The 19,808-nt window shown below is 49.0% G+C and carries 12 protein-coding genes; 5 read left to right on the top strand and 7 right to left on the bottom strand.

From position 1 onward, the window contains the following. Positions 1 to 50 precede the first annotated feature (50 nt). A complete protein-coding gene (locus QOX44_RS04395) occupies positions 51 to 2,351 on the top strand; it encodes a hydratase (protein WP_283681542.1) in 2,301 nt (766 codons plus the stop codon). Between the two features lie 177 nt (positions 2,352 to 2,528). On the opposite strand, the gene QOX44_RS04390 is transcribed toward QOX44_RS04395, so the two are convergent. The 6 genes from QOX44_RS04390 to cysD form a co-directional block, all read right to left on the bottom strand. Further along, positions 2,529 to 3,662 carry a hypothetical protein gene (locus QOX44_RS04390; RefSeq protein ID WP_283681539.1) on the bottom strand — a complete coding sequence of 378 codons (1,134 nt, stop codon included), beginning with the start codon at positions 3,660 to 3,662 and terminating at the stop codon, positions 2,529 to 2,531. A 69-nt stretch (positions 3,663 to 3,731) separates the two neighbouring features. Further along, entirely contained in the window at positions 3,732 to 5,111 is a 1,380-nt protein-coding gene (locus tag QOX44_RS04385; RefSeq protein WP_283681537.1) for a chromate transporter, read from the bottom strand. 25 nt (positions 5,112 to 5,136) lie between these two features. Then, positions 5,137 to 6,300, bottom strand: a complete 1,164-nt coding sequence (locus QOX44_RS04380; RefSeq protein ID WP_283681535.1) for a hypothetical protein — start codon at positions 6,298 to 6,300, stop codon at positions 5,137 to 5,139. Positions 6,301 to 6,333: 33 nt separating this feature from the next. After that, the gene (locus QOX44_RS04375; protein WP_283681534.1) at positions 6,334 to 7,479 is read right to left on the bottom strand and encodes a hypothetical protein; all 1,146 of its coding nucleotides are present in this window, start codon (positions 7,477 to 7,479) and stop codon (positions 6,334 to 6,336) included. Positions 7,480 to 7,514: 35 nt separating this feature from the next. Further along, positions 7,515 to 9,347: an adenylyl-sulfate kinase gene (gene cysC / locus QOX44_RS04370; RefSeq protein ID WP_283681532.1), complete on the bottom strand. Its 1,833-nt coding sequence runs from the start codon at positions 9,345 to 9,347 to the stop codon at positions 7,515 to 7,517. Beyond that, positions 9,347 to 10,249, bottom strand: a complete 903-nt coding sequence (gene cysD, locus QOX44_RS04365; protein ID WP_283681530.1) for a sulfate adenylyltransferase subunit CysD — start codon at positions 10,247 to 10,249, stop codon at positions 9,347 to 9,349. Before cysD ends, cysC begins: the two co-directional genes overlap by 1 nt. Positions 10,250 to 10,496: 247 nt before the next feature. Between cysD and QOX44_RS04360 the strand changes: the two genes are divergently transcribed. Continuing rightward, positions 10,497 to 11,177, top strand: a complete 681-nt coding sequence (locus tag QOX44_RS04360) for a response regulator transcription factor (RefSeq protein WP_283681529.1) — start codon at positions 10,497 to 10,499, stop codon at positions 11,175 to 11,177. Then, positions 11,174 to 12,499 carry a sensor histidine kinase gene (locus QOX44_RS04355; RefSeq protein ID WP_283681528.1) on the top strand — a complete coding sequence of 442 codons (1,326 nt, stop codon included), beginning with the start codon at positions 11,174 to 11,176 and terminating at the stop codon, positions 12,497 to 12,499. The genes QOX44_RS04360 and QOX44_RS04355 overlap by 4 nt, the downstream gene beginning before the upstream one ends. 947 nt (positions 12,500 to 13,446) lie before the next feature. Here the strand turns inward: QOX44_RS04355 and QOX44_RS04350 are convergent. Beyond that, positions 13,447 to 16,152: a CDP-glycerol glycerophosphotransferase family protein gene (locus QOX44_RS04350; protein WP_283681526.1), complete on the bottom strand. Its 2,706-nt coding sequence runs from the start codon at positions 16,150 to 16,152 to the stop codon at positions 13,447 to 13,449. A 209-nt stretch (positions 16,153 to 16,361) separates the two neighbouring features. Between QOX44_RS04350 and QOX44_RS04345 the strand changes: the two genes are divergently transcribed. Further along, positions 16,362 to 19,034: a tetratricopeptide repeat protein gene (locus QOX44_RS04345; RefSeq protein WP_283681525.1), complete on the top strand. Its 2,673-nt coding sequence runs from the start codon at positions 16,362 to 16,364 to the stop codon at positions 19,032 to 19,034. Between the two features lie 107 nt (positions 19,035 to 19,141). After that, on the top strand, positions 19,142 to 19,747 hold the full coding sequence (locus QOX44_RS04340) for a cytidylate kinase-like family protein (RefSeq protein WP_283681523.1): 606 nt from the start codon (positions 19,142 to 19,144) through the stop codon (positions 19,745 to 19,747). The last annotated feature ends 61 nt before the right edge of the window (positions 19,748 to 19,808 follow it).

The raw sequence follows: 19,808 nt of genomic DNA, 5'->3' as shown, positions 1-19,808 counted from the left end.
TCTCCTGTATCCCGGGAATGTATTAATTTTACTACAGGGAGGATAATTCAATGATCAAATTGCATGACACAGGCGCGTATCTGTTGAACGGGACACAGATCATCAGTGATACAGATGACGCGGCAGAAGCGTTAAAGAGCAGACTTGGAGAGCGCGTGCCGTCCAGGCAGGAAGCTGCAGAGAATACGATCGCGTGGTCGATTCTGAAGTCACACAATACTTCTGGCAATATGCAGAAGCTGAAGATCAAATTCGACAAGCTGACCTCTCATGATATTACGTTTGTCGGGATCATCCAGACGGCAAGGGCGTCAGGTCTCGAGAAGTTCCCGGTGCCGTATGTGCTGACAAACTGCCACAATTCTCTTTGTGCGGTAGGCGGCACGATCAATGAGGATGACCACATGTTTGGTCTGACATGCGCAAAGAAATACGGCGGCGTGTATGTACCGCCTCATCAGGCAGTGATCCATCAGTTTGCCCGCGAGATGCTTGCATGCGGCGGCAGCATGATCCTTGGATCAGATTCTCATACACGGTACGGCGCGCTTGGCACAATGGCCATGGGAGAGGGCGGACCGGAGCTTGTAAAACAGCTGCTGGGACAGACGTACGATATCAATATGCCGGGTGTGATCGGTATATACCTGACTGGCAAGCCGATACCGGGCGTAGGACCGCAGGATGTGGCGCTCGCTATCATCGGAGCTGTGTTTGCCAATGGATATGTAAACAATAAGGTGATGGAATTTGTCGGGCCGGGCGTAGAGAATCTGAGTGCAGATTTCCGTATTGGTGTGGATGTCATGACGACAGAAACGACCTGCCTCTCTTCCATCTGGAAGACGGATGACAGGATCAAAGAGTTTTATGAGATCCACGGCAGAGGCGCGGACTATAAGGAACTGAACCCGGGTGAGGTAGCATACTATGACGGTATGGTCGAGGTGGATTTAAGTCAGATCCGTCCGATGATCGCAATGCCGTTCCATCCGAGCAACACCTATACGATCGAGGAGCTGAATGCGAATCTGATGGATATTCTGGATGATGTAGAGAAACGCGCGAAGGTAAGCCTTGACGGAGCCGTTGATTTTACACTGAAGGATAAGGTGCGCGGCGGCAGACTGTATGTAGACCAGGGGATCATCGCCGGCTGTGCGGGCGGCGGTTTTGAAAATATCTGTGATGCTGCAGATATTCTCAAGGGCAGATTTATCGGTGCGGATGAGTTTACGCTCAGTGTGTATCCGGCAAGTACGCCGATCTATATGGAGCTGGCGAAAAACGGACGTCTGGCAGATCTGATCCAGAGCGGAGCAGTCGTAAAGACAGCATTTTGCGGACCGTGCTTCGGCGCGGGAGATACGCCGGCAAATAATGGCTTCAGTATCCGCCACTCAACGAGAAACTTCCCGAACCGGGAGGGCTCAAAGCTTCAGAGCGGACAGATCGCATCAGTTGCGCTCATGGATGCGCGCTCGATCGCAGCCACAGCCGCAAATAAGGGCTATCTTACGGCTGCAACGGATATTGACGCAACCTATGGAAAGCCAAAGTATTTCTTTGACAGCAGTATTTATGCGAACCGCGTATTTGACAGTCACGGCGTGGCTGATCCGTCTGTGGAGATCAAATTCGGACCAAATATCAAGGACTGGCCGGCGATGGCAGAACTGCCGGAAAATCTGATCTTAAAGGTCGTATCGGAGATCCATGATCCTGTGACTACTACAGATGAGCTGATCCCGTCCGGCGAAACCTCTTCTTATCGCTCCAATCCGCTTGGTCTTGCAGAGTTTACGCTCTCCAGAAAAGATCCGGCGTATGTAGGACTGGCAAAAGAGGTGCAGAAGGCAGAGAAGGCGCGTGAAGCCGGCGAAAGTATGGAGGCAGCTCTTCCGGAGCTTGCAGAGGTACTCGGCGTGCTCCGAGGCGTATCTCAGTTTGCAGATGTTTCCGAAGCAAATACGGGAGTAGGCAGTACGATCTTTGCAGTAAAGCCGGGAGACGGTTCTGCCAGAGAGCAGGCTGCGTCCTGCCAGAAGGTGCTTGGCGGATGGGCAAATATTGCGAATGGATATGCGACAAAGCGCTATCGCTCCAATCTCATCAACTGGGGTATGCTCCCGTTCCTGATCGAGGAGGGCGGGCTGCCGTTTTCAAATAAGGATTATCTGTTCGTCCCGGGCATCCGTGCTGCGGTGCAGAACAAGGCGACAGAGATTTTTGCTTATGTGGTAAAGGATGGGGCGCTGAAAGAATTTACATTGAGACTCGGAGAAATGACAGATGATGAAAGACAGATCATACTGGATGGATGTCTGATCAATTACAATCGGGTGAAGTAGGGATCTGCGCCAGAATAAAAACATCTGAAACTGTTGCGGGTTGAATAAAACATGCGGGCTGCTGCAAACATTTGCGTCGATGGATCTTCGGTGCAAGAGTTTGCGGCAGCCCGCTTATTTTGTATAGCCATGTTTTTTGTACCATACGTTAGCAGTATGTCGGGAACATGGCTGTGGTTATTTCCGTCCGATCAGTTTTTTTACTGTTTGTTTGGCGCAGTTTGCCAGACTGCTCTTTTTCAGTTCTTTTTCCAGCTTTTCCGTCCGCATTTTCAGCTCTTTATTTTGCCGGTCGAGTGTCTGGAATGCGCGTCCATAGACAAGGAGAGCATCGCGCAGCAGCTCTTCAGTACTGGTTTTTTCATAAGGAAGCTCACGCAGGGGAGTGTAAAATAAAGAGCCATCTGTTCTGCCAAAATATTCTCTGGCAAGTTGGGCGTTAGAATCAGCAAAATGCTCCAGAAAAGTATGCTGATCACCTGGAAGAAATAACGTCTGTTTTTCCTGCTTTTGTGTATAAGGGTTGGCTTCCTGAATTTCTTTTATGCTTTGCGTCAGCGTGGGTGTGCCTTTTACATTTCCTGGCAGGGCGTTGAGCAGACGGCGCATTTCAAGATAAGAGCCATGCAGAGAATGGTTGAAGAGCTTATCCTCCACAATAAAATCGTCTGAAATAGACAAACCGAAAATATCAAGAAAATCTGAGATCAGTGTATGCTGTATCCCCTGGTATTGTTTTTGTTCATAGATACGCAGGATCAGGTTTTCCCTTCCGATGGCGCGGGAGATTGTTTGCGCAGCGGCATAAAAGTCGAGCGGGTAGTTGTGCGAGCGCAGCTGGTCAAGAAACTCATAAAAAGAAAAGGTTTCGCCTGCTTTCATGCGCTGGCGATAGCGGGACTGTACAAATTCATCCTGACGGCGCAGGTAGGCGATCACCTTAAGCTCCATGCCGTGTCTGGAGAAATCTTCTTTGACTGTTGGCCAGAAATCAGCGTGCTGATTGCAGACACGCCAGATAAGCTCATCTGTTAAAAGGATTGTATCATATGTTTTGGACAATCTGGCGAGCTGTTCGATTCCTGAGGTATAGTCAGAGCCTGGAGTAAAGTGAGACATCTGTGACGGTGCGTCGTAGGATGAAACAAGAAAATGTGCGTTACGGTTAGAATGGATCTCTGGATAAGAAAAACCAAGATCAGGAAAACAGATTCCGCGACGGCGCAGGGCCTCATCATTTGTGCGTAAAAAATTCTGGATCGCGGTCGTTCCTGTTTTAGGAAGACCTATATGTAAAAATACAGTAGACATAAAAAATCCCCTTCTATAATCCGTATGATACAGGTATTATATAAGAGGATTTTGAGAGAAATTTGAGAATCAGTGTTTTTGTTTACCAGAAAGATAAAACATACCGGTAACGACAGAGACTGTAATGACCAGAGTAGGTACTGTCGGACGCCCGTTTTGAAGGGGGGCGAGAATAGCGGAAATATATAAGGAAAGTGCAACGTTGATCAAAAGTCCTGATATGATAGGACGGATAAAATGTTTGATCGTTGCAAAGATCCGCAGATTTTCATATTTTTCATAGATTGCCCAAACGAGGGTATAGATCGCTCCGGAGGATGCAACGCTGCAGACAAATCCACACAGTGCCATAGAGATACCGTCCCATACGGACTGATTCAGACCATAACCGAGGTAATATCCGACTCCGGTCAGGATTTTGCACAGGATGGATCCGGGAAGCGCATTTGCGACTGTGACAATGTTTCCGTAAAAATCAGAATGACTGATCAGATCAGTCTCTACAAACATACCCTGCGCAATGGAAAGATAGGCATCTCCGCCGCCGAATGACATAATGGAGGAGAGAAAGCCGTTTCCGAGAAACGAAAAAGTATCAAAGGTCAAAAGGATCGCCGGGAGCGATAAAACCAGAGTAAATACAAGCCATGAGGCGATGGCGCCGGACAGTTTCTTTGCAGGAAACGCTCTGCGGTGCTTTGCGGCTGCAACGGTCTGTACAAAGCCGATAAGTGCCAGAGCAGTCATCAATAGTGAGACAGGCGTCTTCCAGGCAGCAGGAAGGACGTGCGCCTTCCCTGCGCACAGAAAATAGATCAAGACGATCACAAGCGCCGGTACACTGCGTTTTGCCATGCGCAGCTGTCCCCGGGTAAAAAGAATTACAAAAAATGCTGCGCCAAGGACCTGCACGACAGACAGAGAGAATACCGGTGTGGCAGATATCCCTAACAGATGATATATATTTTTTTCGGCTGATACGGCAAAGACTGCCAGCATCATAAAAAAGTAGAGTACAGCTTCGTTTGTGTTTTTTGCCTGTTTAAGCGTATTGATCACGTACTGTATCAAAAGATAGATGATAAAAACAGAAATTCCGGCAGAAAGGAAGCCAAGCTGAATCCGCATGGCATCACTCATACCGGAAAAAAGTACAAGTAAAAAGAGTGTCAGAAAAGCACCGGGCAGAGCCATTGCGGTGGCACCTGCTATCATTCCTCTGTTTCCGGCAACCTCTCTGCCGATCCCGGCTGCAACCTCAACAGGAAGTGCGCCTGGGGTGATACTGGCTATCATGACATCTCTGTTGTATTCTTCTTCTGTTACGATTTTTGAATGTTCAACGATCTCGTTTTCAATGACGGGAATCAGTGCTGTCCCGCCACCGAATCCGATCGCGCCGATTTTAAACATGGATGAAACCATGGATGATAATTGATTTTTTTTCATGTTTTCCAATCTGCTTGCTGTTGCTTTATGAAGTTTTCTGTGTACGGCTGTACACTGAGTTTTTGACGAGTGCTACAACGTTCCTGCTGCGCTTTTTCTCAAGCTCAGCCTCCAGCTTTTCCAGTTTTTGCTCGAGTTCAGCGTTCTGCTTCTCAAGACGCTGGATTGTTCGACCGTAGAACAGCAGGGAATCACGCAGAAGCTCTTCTGTGGAGACTGTTTCCTGCGGAAGATCGGGGATACGTTCATAAAAGAGCTGTCCGTCTTTTCTGCCAAGGTATTCTCTTGCAACTGCACTGTTTGATTCGGCAAACTGATCAAGGAATGCCTGTTGTACCTCACGCGATTTAAAGTATGTCGTTTTGGTCGATTTCTGTATATATGGGTTGAGTGATCCAATCTCATAAAGAGTCTTCTGCAATGCGGAACCGTTGATGGATTCAGGCAGGATGTTGAGCAGCCGTTTGAGTTCCAGATACGTTCCGTCAAAGGAAGAGTTAAGCTGCTCCTGTTCTACCTGAAAGCCGTCAGAAAGCGCCAGGCCGAAAATATCGAGAAAGTCAGAGAACAGGGTGGGCTCTTCTTCTCTTCCCTGGTATTGGCCTTTTTCGTAGATGCGCACGAGCATTGCGTCTTTTCCCACGATACCTGAAATATGGTCAAGCCTTTTCTTGAAGTCAAGCGGCCAGACGGCAGCCTCGGAAGCAAGGTACTCCTCGAATGTAAATGGCTGCTTCGTTTCTTTGACGCGCTGTGCATACAGTGATTGAACAAAGGAGTCCTGACGGCGAAGATAAACGATGACCTTCAATTCAAGACCGCGGCTTTTCAGGTCAGACTTCAGATCGGACCAGAAATTTTCACGATTTCCGCTGATTTTCCAGATACCTTCGTCCGAAATGATGATCTTTTCATAGGACTTTCCAAGCTCGGCGATCTTATCAAGTGTCGGAGCATATTCGTCCGCAGGACGGGAAAAATCCCGCGTCCCGCTGGAAGTATTCGGAGCGATCAGAAAACGCCCGTTTTTGTGGAAACTCAAATATGAACTGTTATTTTTATAGCGGAGTCCAAAGTCAGGATAAGAGACCCCGTGACGTTCAAGAACGTCAGTATTGTTGTATAAAAAGCGCTGAAGCGCCGTAGTACCTGTCTTCGGCAGTCCGATGTGTAAGTAAACAGTCGCCATAATCATTTCTCCTGTATCGCTTTTTTCGGAAGACTATTTCTTTCCGACAAAGTGCTTTGCAGCCTTCATTGGATGCTTTGCCATATCGGTGATCTTATTCAGACGCGCCTTGTTCGCAGATACGCCTGCTTTGAGTTTTTCGATCTCAGCCTGCTGGTTCATGGCAATCTGTGCGAAGTAGCGGATGATATCCTCATACATGTAAGGATTATTTTCGGTCCACTTGTCCAGTTCTTTGATCTTTGTATCAAAAAGCGGTCCTTCGCGGTGGAGATATTCTTTTGCCACCTTATTGTTGCTCTCTTCGTATTTTCCGAGAAATTCTTTCAGCTCGTCAACCGAAAACATAGAACACGGATAGTCTGGATTTTTACCTGCTGCGCACTGACGGATCGCTGTTCCGAAGAGGTCGCCGTCGCCGCCGATATATCCGGGGATATTGTTGACGACACGCTTAATCTCCTGGAGATTAAGCGTCAGGGACGGATTCGGATCCTCCGGGGCGATCACAAAGGAGTCGTCCCAGGTCAGATCGAGTGCATCAAGAAAATCGGTGTAGATATTGCCGCCATCGCGCTCAAGCCATGCGCGGTCATAGATGCGGACCTTGATATTTTCTCTGCCGATAACAGCTGCGATCTTCTCAAGCAGCCAGTAGTAATCCAGTACAATGCCCGGGGTATCCTTCTCCAGCCATTCCTTCCAGCGGTACTGTCCGTAAGCGCCCTCGAATCCGTTTTTGATCATCTGGTTGCGCCAGGAAGTCGCAAAGACGTCCTGACGGCGCAGATAAACGATCATCTTTACGACATAGCCGTGCTTTTCGGAATGCTCCTTCAGGATATTCCAGTAGGCAAAAAGAGGACCCTTTGACGCATGCCAGAGGCGCTCATCGGAAAGCACGACATTGTCATACTTCTGGAAGGACTGCTCTACGAGCGCAAGTCCTTCCTGTAAAAGACGCTGCTCCTCATCTTTCAGACGGTTTCCCTCGCTGTCCTTAACGATACCTACGAGAAAATGTCCGTTGCGTCTGCGGTTGATGTGCTCATACTTATAGTGAAAAAACGGATATTCATAACCCTTCTGGTTCAGTACTTTCCGGTTTTTCAGACAAAAGACCTGCAGGGCAGTTGTTCCGGTCTTGGGCTGTCCTACATGTACATATAATGTTTTCATCCTAAAAAACTCCTCCTGATGGAATTGACTGTCAGTTATTTCCCGAAACGTGCTTCCAGCGCTTCGATGATCTTATCCACACACTCGTCTACGCTCATATTGGTCGTATCGACGGTCACATCTGCATGCTCCGGTGCCTCGTACGGACTGGAGATGCCTGTGAAGTTCGGGATCTGTCCCGCGCGGGCCTTCCTGTAAAGCCCCTTGATATCACGGCGCTCGCATTCCTCCAGAGGCGTACTGATATAGACCTCGAGGAAGCTCTCGTTTCCGATGATGTCGCGGGCAGTCCTTCTGTCTCTCTGATACGGAGAGATGAAGGAGGTGATCGTGATCAGTCCGGCATCATTCATCAGCTTGGATACTTCTGAGATCCGGCGGATATTTTCGATACGGTCCGCCTCTTTGAAGCCGAGGTTTTTATTAAGTCCCATACGGATGTTGTCGCCGTCAAGCATCATAGTATGTTTGCCGAGCGAAACCAGACGTTTTTCCAGTGCGTTTGCTACCGTGGACTTACCGGAGCCGGACAGGCCCGTCATCCAGATAGTCGCAGGCGTCTGTCCCTTCTGGTTGGCACGGAACTCACGCGTCACGTCAAGCTTCTGCCATGTCAGGTTGTCAGAACGGCGCAGACTGTGCAGCACGACACCGCAGGCGGACGTCATGTTTGTGACACGGTCGATCAGGATCAGGGAGCCGAGCGCCTGATTATTTTTGAATTTTTCGTATACGATCTTGTCGGAAACAGAGATGTCGCACTGAACGATCTCATTTTTATATGTCGTATCAGCAGGGATCTCATTTCCGGTATTTACATCGATCTTATGGCTGATATTCATCACCACAGCAGGGATCATTTTGGTACCGAGCTTGAGGTAATAGTTCTTTCCTGCTACGAGCGGCGTATCGTCCATCCACAGAAGCTTTGCAGTAAACAGTGTGCCGACATACGGAGCAGTATCTTTTACAAGGACGCAGCCTCTTGATACATCCACCTCACGGTCGAGTGAGATCGTGACTGCGTGTCCGCGGTCAGAGGCTTCTACATCGCGTCCGGCATCAATGATCCGGCTTACGACTGCCTTTTCATTGGATGGCAGTGTCGTGATCTCGTCTCCGATCCTGATAGCGCCGGTCTCGATCTGTCCCTGAAATCCGCGGAAGGTGCGGTCCGGACGGCAGACTCTTTGTACCGGCATGGTAAATGCGTAATCGTCCTCCTCGGTCGCTACATTGATATTTTCAAGATATGTGAGGAGCGAGGTGCCTCTGTACCAGGGCATCCGGTCGGATTTAAGCGTGATATTGTCGCCCTCCGTCGCAGACACGGGAAGGATCTTCATAGAAGCAAAATCGTACTCGGACATCATCTGGCGGATATCGCGGGCGATCTTGTCAAAACGGTTTTCGTCAAAGTCGATCAGATCCATTTTATTGACTGCAAATATAAAATGCTGGATACCCATCATAGAGCAGATGCGCGTATGGCGTCTTGTCTGGACGAGTACGCCGTGCGTTGCGTCTACAAGGATGATCGCAAGGTCGGCAAAGGAAGCGCCAACCGCCATATTTCTTGTATACTCCTCATGTCCCGGAGTATCTGCGACGATAAAGGAACGTTTTTCTGTGGTGAAATAGCGGTATGCGACATCGATCGTGATACCCTGCTCACGCTCTGCCATCAGACCGTCCAGGAGCAGGGAGTAGTCGATCGCGCCTCCGCGGGAGCCCATCTGACTGTCAAGCTCCAAAGCCTGTTCCTGGTCTGCAAAGAGAAGCTTTGCATCATAAAGCATATGCCCGATCAGCGTGGACTTACCGTCATCCACACTGCCGCAGGTGATAAATTTCAGAAGACTATTCATTAGAAATAACCCTCCCTCTTTCTTTTTTCCATGCTGGCGGAACCGCCATCGCTGTCGATCACGCGGCTGGTACGTTCAGAAGAAACAGCGCTTAATGTCTCGTCAATGATCTCATCGAGTGTTGTCGCCGTGCTCTCCACGCCGCCGGTCAGCGGATAGCAGCCAAGCGTACGGAAACGGATCATGCCGTGCTCGACCTTTTCGCCTTCTTTTAACTTCATCCGGTCATCGTCTACCATGATGATATTACCGTTTCTGCGCACGAAAGGACGCTCCTTGGCAAAATAAAGCGGCACAATGTCAATCTTTTCCTGCCGGATATACTGCCAGATATCGGCCTCTGTCCAGTTCGAGATCGGGAAAACGCGGATCTCTTCTCCCTGCTGGATCCTTGTATTGTAGAGCTTCCACATTTCCGGGCGCTGGTTTTTCGGATCCCATGCGTGGTTCGAGTTGCGGAAGGAGAAAATACGCTCTTTTGCGCGGGATTTCTCTTCGTCTCTGCGGCCGCCGCCAAAGGCTGCTGTAAAGCCGTACTTATCAAGCGCCTGCTTGAGCGCCTGCGTCTTCATGATATCGGTATAGGCAGCGCCGTGGTCAAACGGGTTGATCCCCTGAGCTACGCCGTCCTGATTGATGTATTCCAGCATCTCAATGCCGTATTTTTTTGCCACCTGATCACGAAATTCGATCATTTCGTGGAATTTCCATGTTGTGTTTACATGGAGAAACGGAAATGGAGGCTTTTCCGGATAGAAAGCCTTCAGTGCCAGATGCAGCATGACGGAAGAGTCCTTGCCGATCGAGTAGAGCATTACCGGCTTCTCGGACTCGGCAGCGACCTCGCGCATGATGTATATGGCTTCTGCCTCGAGCTCGTCAAGATGGGTCATATTACTCATAGTAACTACTCCTTGTCTGTTTGGTATTCTTTACAATATCCTTTCCAATATCGTAAAAGAAGATTGTGATAGAAGTATGGGGACAGCTGGCAGCCGTCCTTTTTGTACACATTTCCATCACATTATTTTTGTAGTATATTTTTTAGCGTATGTAGATTATTATACTAAGATACGTGAGTATTTACAAGGTTTTTTGATTTTTAATATTTGGCTTTACGACCTGGATGACATAAATGGAGTGTGTAAAATGAGAAAAAACCAGATTATGATAGTGGAGGATGAAGAAAAGCTGGCGAGGACGATGTCGGATTATCTGAGGCTTCAGGGATATGATATCCTGTGTGCAGCGGACGGTACAGAGGCGCTGAACCTGTTTTTTCAGAATCAAAAAGATATTGATCTGATCCTGCTGGACATCATGCTGCCCGGCATGGACGGGTATGAGGTATTAAAGGAGATCCGAAAGATCCGGGATGTTCCGGTTATCATGATGACTGCGCGTGCTTCCGTAGAAGATCAGATGAACGGATTTGAGCGGGGAGCGGATGATTATATTACGAAGCCCTATACGCTGGAGCTGGTAAAGCTGCACATCGAGGCGCTTTTAAAACGTGCCGGGAAGTTGAAAAACACCATGGAATTTGGTAATATCCATGTAGATCTCGCAGGGCAGAGAGTGTTCTGGAAGGATACGTATGTGGAGACTACGCGCAAGGAGTTTGAGCTGCTCGTCTATTTTATGGAGCACAGTGATGTGGTGCTTACACGTAATACGATCCTGGATGCTGTGTGGGGATATGACTATGTGGGGGATATACGGACGGTAGATACGCTTGTGAAGCAGCTTCGCAGGAAGCTGACAGATGAGTGTACTTATATCAGGTCCGTATATGGAGCAGGGTATTTATTTGGGAGAGATGCTTCGTGAGGAATGCAAAAAAAAGCAATCATACAGACAGAAACAGGCAAAAGGCACGCAGACTGGTGATATGGCTTGCTCTGGCAGCGGCAGCGGTCATGGCAGTCTACGTGTTTTTTGCGTATCCTTTTTATATACAGACAAAGATCCGGATAATGGAGGAAGTATATCAGGGCATTGGTGAGATGACGCTCTCTGCCCTCGATGAGGAGGACAAGGAGCTGCTCCAGAGCTACAGCGGCGAGTATCTGAATATCGTGATCGTGGACGGCAGTTTTCAGACGGTCTATTCTTCCAGTGTAAAGAGAGCAGAGAAACAGATCAGCGGATATATTGAATCCCATCTGCAGGATTATCAGGAGCAGCCCACTGTTTATGTACAGAGAAATAATGAGACGCGCATTATCCGGATGCGCGGACGGATCATGCAGGAGCAGCCCTATTATGTGTACATCCGCAAGGAGGTGCGTGGCGCAGGAGAGATGGTATTCTATACGACTGTCTACCTGTGTGCCTGTGTCGCTGTGATATTGGGGGCATTTTATGTTCTGGCCAGCCGTATGTTTGAAAGAGAGACAAATGACGCGGTACAGGAGCCCGGACCGGAGGTCTGCGGCGCCACCGGGCTGGCGCAGGGGGCATCACAGCTTGTAAAAGCGCAAAAGGAGTTTGTGGCAAATGTTTCTCATGAACTGAAAACGCCGCTGGCAGTGATTTCCGGTCAGGTAGAGATGCTGCAGAGCATGGGAGATCAGATCGACCGGGGATATTACTTTTCTTCGATCCGGGAAGAAATTGAAAAAATGTCAGATATGGTCGGAACGCTGCTGGACATTACGACGATAGAGAATAAACTGGAACAGATGGAGACGGCACGGGTTGACTTTTCAGAAGTGGCGCAATACATGGTGTTAAAATACGACGCGCTGTTTTGCAAGAACGGGATACACCTGGAGACACAGATTGCTCCCGGCTGTATCGTAAAGGCAAATCGTATGTATCTGGAGCAGGCGGTCAATAACTATATTATGAATGCATTTCAGCACACGGCACAGGGAGCCGGTATGCGGATCAGCCTCACGGCGCAAGAGGGATATGCGGTCTTTGCCGTCTACAACGAAGGTCCGCAGATCCGGGAGGAGGATGCAGGAAGGATCTGGGAAAGCTTTTTCCAGAGCTCTCCCAGGGCCGGGAAGGATCGCGGCACATACAATGCGGGACTGGGGCTTTATATGGTGAAAAAGATCATAGATCAGCACCAGGGCGCGTGCGGGGTTAAAAATACAGAGAACGGAGTAGAATTTTGGATCAGGCTTCGTCTGGATTCCTGAATATGCTTGAATTTACAAATTATCAGAAAAATATAAAAAACATAAATAAATAAAAGAAAATAAAAAATAATAAACAAAATAAAGAAATAAATAAAAGAAAAATGAAAGAAAAGTATTGACAAAATAAAACGGATCTGCTATTATACAATTATCAACAAACAGTTGTTGTTCCTATAGATTAGCAATTAACCTATAGACAATGATGAGTTTACAAAGGAATGGAGGTCGATGCCCGTGGATATAGTGTCGCACAGTTTTTATACATGCGGCAGGGTAAATGTTTCCTGTAAAAAAGACCTCTGTCAGAACTGATTCAAGCCTGATCGAAAAAGAACGATAAATCAGAGAGTATACAGAATCTGCTGACAGAGCACATTTACCCAGAAGGAAAAAGGAGATGAGCGGACAGACAGGTTCGTACCGTCAGATACCGGATGAGAGAGTTATGATCTGAAATGCAGAGTCAGTCGGATGTGGTTCCGATCAGTTATCTGCATAAGGAGTATTTGAGATCATACATTGTGATAAGGATCATCATAGGGATGATCGCAAGAACAGAATTCATCAAAAGAAACAGAGTCAGGATGTAAGGAATACTGAAAAGCTATTGTGGTATGTATTTGCAGCGACAGATACATGTTATGAAAGATCATCGGTAGGAGATACCAGAAGATAAAAGAGACGATACGTCTCAGATGCCTGACAGGGAGGCAGAGGACTTCCGCATATCTGACATGAGCAAATTGATATAGAAATAAACGCCGCATGGTTTATAATAAGGAAAATACGTGTAAAGAAACGGACGATACTTTTATAAATAAAACAGGAAAAGAACTCTCTGATAAAAAAATAAACGATACCATAAAAACTGAATAATATAAAATAAAAAACAGCGGATGTTGTAAAGCACAGCATCCGCTGCTTTTTGCACTTTTGCGGCAGACCGGTCAGCGTTCGCGGTTTTTCTCATGCTCCAGCATGATCGGATAAATACGCGCGCAGTTATTATGGTCAGAGTAGGCAAAGAAGTCATCTGCACGCTTTCGGTAAAGCTCTGGCATGACACAGTCGTGTTCCATGTAGCGGCACAGAACCTGGATCAGCTCATCATTTGTGTGGCAGATCTCGCCAAACCCCATGGTATCATAAAAGAACGTGCCTTCCTCATAATGCTGCGGAATATCGTGATGGTGCAGATAGATCACAGGTTTTCTCATATAGGCAAAATCGAACTGTACGCCTGAGAAGTCCGTCACCATGAGCGCTCCTTCACAGAATATTTTTTCGTAGCTCATATCTCCGATGGACGGGATGATCTCCACTACGTCATTTTTATCAAAATCTTCGTGCTGCGGACTGATGATCGGATGCAGGACGTACTGGATGCGGTAGCCATATCTGCGCGCTGCGTCGAGAAGGCGCGGGTCGTTGATCAGGCTGTTGTATACCTTGAAATAGTTCGTCTCCTTAAAATGCGGGTTGAAGTCGCGGGAGACGCCCTCGCTTCTTGTCACAGGCAGTGCGGACTGCATGCGCCAGGTAGGAGAGATCACAAGGATCTTTTCTGCCCGGTTTACAAGACCATCGTAGCGCGGCACGCCAGTCAGCTTTAACGCATCGTAGCCTGCATAATCATATACCGGCTTTGAGAGGTTTTTGATTTCGTATTTTGAAGCGCAGAAATACAGTCTGGTGTTGTCACGCAAACGGTTCTGGGCGATCGCGATCTTCTGGACCGACATACCGTGCTGCACACAGGCGACATCAAAGTGCACGTCCCCGCGGATCGGCAGAGAGCGGTCAAACGGATAGTCATTAAAGGCAAACACGGTAGAGTTCGAGGCGATGACCATATCTGCGTTCAGAAAGACGAGCCTGTGTCTGAGCGTACCGCGCACCAGAGGACGATAGCCCTCTTTTCGCATCCGGGCATAGTCTGCGGATGCCTTGTCGAGCAGATAGTACTTTTTGATCCCGTCATTTTGCTTTACCGCGTAGCGGTACATATACTCCGAGGAATCGCCGCCCTTATAGATCTTGTCCAGAAAGAGCCAGATCTTCTGGTGGGCAAAATACGGGCGCAGCAGGAAATTGATGATTTTTGTCGGAAGCTGATAACGGTAAAATCCATCCTTCTTTTTCCACATCTGCAGCCAGAGCGCGATTTCTTTTTTTAGAACAGTCAGCTTTCTGGAGCGGACCACATGGATCCCGTCTTTCTGCCAGTAGGACAGGTAGGGACCAAAGCGCCAGTAGGCGTAGCCGAAATCCTTTGCGAAGCGGCTGCCCTGCGAAGGGAAGGCATAATCAAGCACGTATTCGCGCTCCTGTACTTTTAATACGAATTGCAGGATGCGTTGTCTGTCGCTCTGCGCGACCGGGACAGTCGTGTGAAACGTCTTCATGCGAAATGCAGTGACGCCGAAATACTTTGTCATAGAATAACGCTGGTTCAGTGTCAGCGGATAGTAAGTTCCATCGAACTTCGCGAGGATCTGTGCTTCCGGGGGGATAAAATCCAGATACGCGCCGTCTGCTTCCAGGCACCCTCCGCGGTAATCGAGCTGGATCAGGCGCAGCGGGATCTGGGCGAAATCACAGAATTCCACCCCGTCACACAAAAGCATGGCGCCCTGATCTGTGCAGTGAAGGGTCGGATAATATGAAAAATCGTTTTTTTTCAGGCGCAGCAAAAACAGCTTTCTCTGCGGCGTCGAGGACGCGGGCAGACACTGCTCGTCCGGGCACAGGATCAGCGGCGTTTCGACATACTGCAAAATATCAGTGAGCAGCCTGCAGTATGGGAGGACTTCCTCCGGCTCCAGGATGTGCTTGTTGCGATTGTCTGCATTTGCAAACAGCCGTGCATTGATCATATGGAGCGCCATTGCCTGCAGCATGCGGTCAGTATCCGCGCAGGTGAGGGCCGGATCCGTCTGATCTGACGCTTTTGCGGCAGCAGCTGCGGAAACATCTCTGGCAGCGCGGGCCTGAAGCGCGGGGAGTAAAAACTGATGAAATGGTTCATAGTACCATTCGTGCGTCAGGCAGCGCAGATCGTATTCCGGGTCGCATTCGCGCGGGATGCTGTAGGACAGCTGCAATGTGCCGAGAAAACGGAATACGGGATTTTTCCCGAGGATGTACAGGAGCATCTGCTTTTCCGGCTGTGGAGATGTCAGATACTTTGCACAGGCCTCCTGCAAAACGTCGGTCGGGATCATCAGACCGTGCAGCTCCATCGGAAAGACCGTCAGCTCCCTGCTGACATCAATGGTTTGATCAGAGGGCACTTTTTGGGCGAAATACTGCACGACTCTTTTGACGCGCGGAAATACCTGCGCGGACATCGAAAAGGCGGCGCAGGAGCTTTCGGCGCCCTGATACATGCGCTCGAGAAAGTCTGTATCAAAGGTATCCTCCTCGTCCAAAAGGATCGTATAACGGCCGCATGCTCTGGAGATTGCCATAAGAGAAGCGCGGCGTGGGAAAACAAAATCTTCTTCCTGTATATAAAGCATCTGTATCCGGTCGGCGGGATACGTCTGGTGTGCAAATGCGGGCGCTTTCTGGCAGGAATCACCATGACCTGCACAGATGACCGTAATATCATAAGCTGCTGTATTCATGATTTCTGTAAAACCTTTCTTCATTATTAAATGCACAATTGCGAGAGTGCAGAGCACGAAACAATTTTACTGCAAAGGCTTGTGTTCGTCAATGTACAGACAGCGCAACTGTCGCCAATTTTCTAAAATTTATGACAGTTGTTTTTGACAAGAAAAAACAGGTATGGTACACTAAAAAATATACTGCGTATCGTGCAGGTTTTTTTAAAGCATAGATCAATGAGGTGGATGAAGTGGATAAATACGAATACAATCTCAAGCTGGAAGAGATTGATAAACTGGTAGACCAGAAAGATTATCAGGAAGCTGCCAATCTGGCAGATACGATTGACTGGAGACGGGTCAGGAATATCCGGACGCTGTGTCTGATCAGTGAAATATATGAGGCGGCGGGGAGACTGGAAGACAGCAAAACGCTGCTGCAGCGGGCATACAGACGTTCTCCGGTGGGCAGGACAGTTCTGTACCGCCTGGTAGAGGTGACGACAGCGCTCGGACAGTATGATGAGGCGATAGAGTATTATTCTGAATACGTACAGGCGGCACCGCATGATAATAACCGTTACATTTTAAAATACAAGATCTACAAGGGACGCGGCAGCCAGATCGAGGAGCTGATCACTATTCTGGAGGAGTATCTCGGTCAGGAATATACAGAGCGCTGGGCGTATGAGCTGGCAACTCTGTATCAGCAGGCGGGACAGATGCAAAAGTGTCTGGCGACCTGTGACGATCTTGTTTTGTGGTTCCATTCAGGCAAATATGTTTTAAAGGCGCTTGAGCTGAAAAAACGATATGCCGCTCTGACGCCGAAGCAGCAGCAGATCTATGAGGATGAGCTGCGCGAGAAGTCACAGGAGCAGACACAGGAGCAGGAAGCAGAAGAAAAAGCAGAGAGCGTGCTTCCGGATGTGCCGGGTACAGATGGAGAGGTGATCGCTGAGTCGATCATGGCGCAGACAGAAAAGGAGATCGCAGATCAGGTCACAGCGCATAAGGCACAGCTGGATGAGGCCGATCAGGCAGGTGTACAGGAGCCGTCAGAGACAGAAAAGACACGCCTGATGGAGCCGGTAAGACGCCAGACGGTGCCGGAGGAGACGATAAAGCTGCCGCAGGCAGAAGCAAAAGCCGAAGACTGGGCGCAGACGGAAGAGGCGGTACAGGGACTGTCTCAGGAAGAAGAGGAGGAGCCGCAGGAGCAGGCAGATCTGCAGGTAGAGCTCGCAAAGAGTATGCGCAGGATCATTTCCGGCGTGGTGAAGCGGGAGGAGCATTCAGAGGAGGATATCCCGGCATCCGTCGACCCGAAATTCCCAAGATATCAGAAATTGCAGATGCCGGAGGTCACAGAGCAGACAGCAGGCAAGCTTTCTATTGATGACATTCTCCTGTCTATGAGCGATCAGGGCAAGCATATCACAGATGCAGTGCTGGGCGCCCCGGAGGATGCCGCAGATCCGGAGGCAGAGGACGCCGGTCAGAGCGCTGATGCACCGGAAACAGAGCCGCAGCAGTCCGGCAGGGCGAGAGGCAGGGATGCACAGGCGCAGCAGACAGAAGAAAAAGATGTGGATATACAGGAGATCGCGCTGGAGGATGCGGCGCCGGTCAGAAGTGTTGCTCAGGCGGCGGCACAGGAGCTGACCCAGACGCAAAGAGAAGCGCTTCAGTATACAAACAATCCGGAAAAGCTTTTGCGCAATAAGCGTTCTCTGCCGACTTACACAGAGGAGTCCGGTCAGGAGGAGCAGCTGCCGCAGGAGGAGCTTGACAAGACACGCCGGATCGTAAGCCGTGAGGAGCTTGCAGAGGCTGCAAGAAAAGAAATACTTTCAGAAAAGACGATCCGGATCCCGACAGAACAGATCGAGCGCAGACTGGCGCAGGAAGGCGCGCAGGAGCAGGCAGGGGAAGACCGGATGTTTACGGAGACGCTGCCGGAGGATGTGCCGGAGGAAGCGTATTTTGATGAGATGGATCCGGATGGCTACTACGATGAGGCTGCAGATGGTGCAGACGGATATGAGCCGGAGGCAGGCGGAGATGCTGTCGATGGATCAGATGACGCATTTTATGAAGAAGAGGATGTTCCATATGCGCCGGATGAAGCATATGAAGAGGATCCGGACGGATACGATGGCGAGGAGGAATATCTGACTCTGCCAGATCATCTCAGAGATCTGTTTGCAGGTTTTACGGAGGTAGAGGGGCTGGAGGATCAGATTGCAAATGCAATTATCCAGGCAGAATCTAAAGGAAACGACCGGACCTCCCGCAGCGGAAATATTCTCATTTTCGGCGCGCATGGATCAGGAAAGACAACGCTTGCAATGAATATAGCGAAAGCGGTCGCGCAGGATAAGGGCAGCCAGGTCATGAAAATGGCAAAGATCTACGCGTCTGATCTGAACCGTAAGGATATAGCGGCAACCGTTGCAAAGATCGCAGGCGGTACGCTGATCGTGGAGGAAGCCGGAGATCTGGAGCCGGGTACGGTAGAGCAGCTCACGACGGCGATGGAGTTCCGTACAGATGGTCTGATCATTATCCTGGAGGACGAGCAGAAGTATATCCATGAGCTTTTGATGCGTCACCCGAGATTTACGATGAAGTTTACTGCGCAGATCTATCTGCCGGAGTATACGGAGGATGAGCTGGCAAACTTCGGACAGATCTATGCGAATATGCAGGACTATGTGATCGGCGACGAGGCGTGGGATGCGTTTTATCAAAAGCTTTCTGAGGGGCTGGAGGCCAGCGCGGAATTTTCCGTCGCAGGCGCAGTGGAGATCGTTCAGAAGGCGATCGCACGGTCGAATAAGTTCTTCCGCAAGATTTCCATGGGCAAAAAGCGGTATGATGAAAATGATTATGTTGTGCTCTTCCCGAAGGATTTTAAGTAAAGTTGAACAAAATTGTCAAATTATTTTGGACGAATTGGTAAAATTGTGATATACTATAGCATATAAACCTCGATAGACTTAATGAATAGAGGCAGGAGGGATCAGATATGGATAAAAAGGTAATTATCACGATCGGAAGACAATTTGGAAGCGGAGGCCATGAGATCGGCGAGAAGCTGGCAAAGAGGCTGGGGATTAAATTTTACGATAAAGAACTCCTCAAGCTCATCGCAAAAGAGAGCGGTCTTTGCGAAAAAGTACTGGAGAGCTACGATGAGAAACCGACAAACAGTCTGCTGTACTCTATTGTCATGGATGTATATCCTTCCGTGATGTATTCCGGACCAACGATCGATCAGCAGATCTATCAGGCGAGTTACGATACGATCCGCAAGCTGTCTGATGAATCCTGCGTGATCGTGGGAAGATGCGCGGATTATATTCTCAGGGACTGCCCGGAGCTTGTCAGCATCTTTGTACATGCGGATACTGAGTTCCGTACCGGCCGCGTGGCGGCAGAGTATCACATCACTGACGCGAAGGCAAAGGATATGCTCGCAAAGACAGATAAGAAGCGTGCCAGCTACTACAATTTCCAGTCTGAGAAAAAGTGGGGGATGGCATCCAGCTACAATCTGTGCATAGACAGCAGCGTGCTTGGGATCGACAATTCCGTAGAGCTTATCCTGGATTATATCAGACGCAGGAAATAGCCTGGTGCCGCATATGCCAGAAGGCATGCGGTCAGGAGCACAGACAGATAACAGATAAACA

This window comes from Parablautia sp. Marseille-Q6255, assembly GCF_951230155.1.
Classification (GTDB): Bacteria; Bacillota; Clostridia; order Lachnospirales; family Lachnospiraceae; genus Choladousia.
The sequence above is the reverse complement of the archived record's forward strand: the minus strand, read 5'-3'. Positions and strand labels throughout refer to the sequence as shown.

Excerpts from the sequence above, each read along its gene's own strand:
- QOX44_RS04340 (WP_283681523.1), top strand. The coding sequence starts at position 19,142 with ATGGATAAAAAGGTAATTATCACGATCGGAAGACAATTTGGAAGCGGA.
- QOX44_RS04375 (WP_283681534.1), bottom strand. The coding sequence starts at position 7,479 with ATGAAAACATTATATGTACATGTAGGACAGCCCAAGACCGGAACAACT.
- QOX44_RS04350 (WP_283681526.1), bottom strand. The coding sequence starts at position 16,152 with ATGAAGAAAGGTTTTACAGAAATCATGAATACAGCAGCTTATGATATT.
- QOX44_RS04390 (WP_283681539.1), bottom strand. The coding sequence starts at position 3,662 with ATGTCTACTGTATTTTTACATATAGGTCTTCCTAAAACAGGAACGACC.
- cysC (WP_283681532.1), bottom strand. The coding sequence starts at position 9,347 with ATGAATAGTCTTCTGAAATTTATCACCTGCGGCAGTGTGGATGACGGT.
- QOX44_RS04385 (WP_283681537.1), bottom strand. The coding sequence starts at position 5,111 with ATGAAAAAAAATCAATTATCATCCATGGTTTCATCCATGTTTAAAATC.
- QOX44_RS04395 (WP_283681542.1), top strand. The coding sequence starts at position 51 with ATGATCAAATTGCATGACACAGGCGCGTATCTGTTGAACGGGACACAG.
- QOX44_RS04380 (WP_283681535.1), bottom strand. The coding sequence starts at position 6,300 with ATGGCGACTGTTTACTTACACATCGGACTGCCGAAGACAGGTACTACG.
- QOX44_RS04360 (WP_283681529.1), top strand. The coding sequence starts at position 10,497 with ATGAGAAAAAACCAGATTATGATAGTGGAGGATGAAGAAAAGCTGGCG.
- cysD (WP_283681530.1), bottom strand. The coding sequence starts at position 10,249 with ATGAGTAATATGACCCATCTTGACGAGCTCGAGGCAGAAGCCATATAC.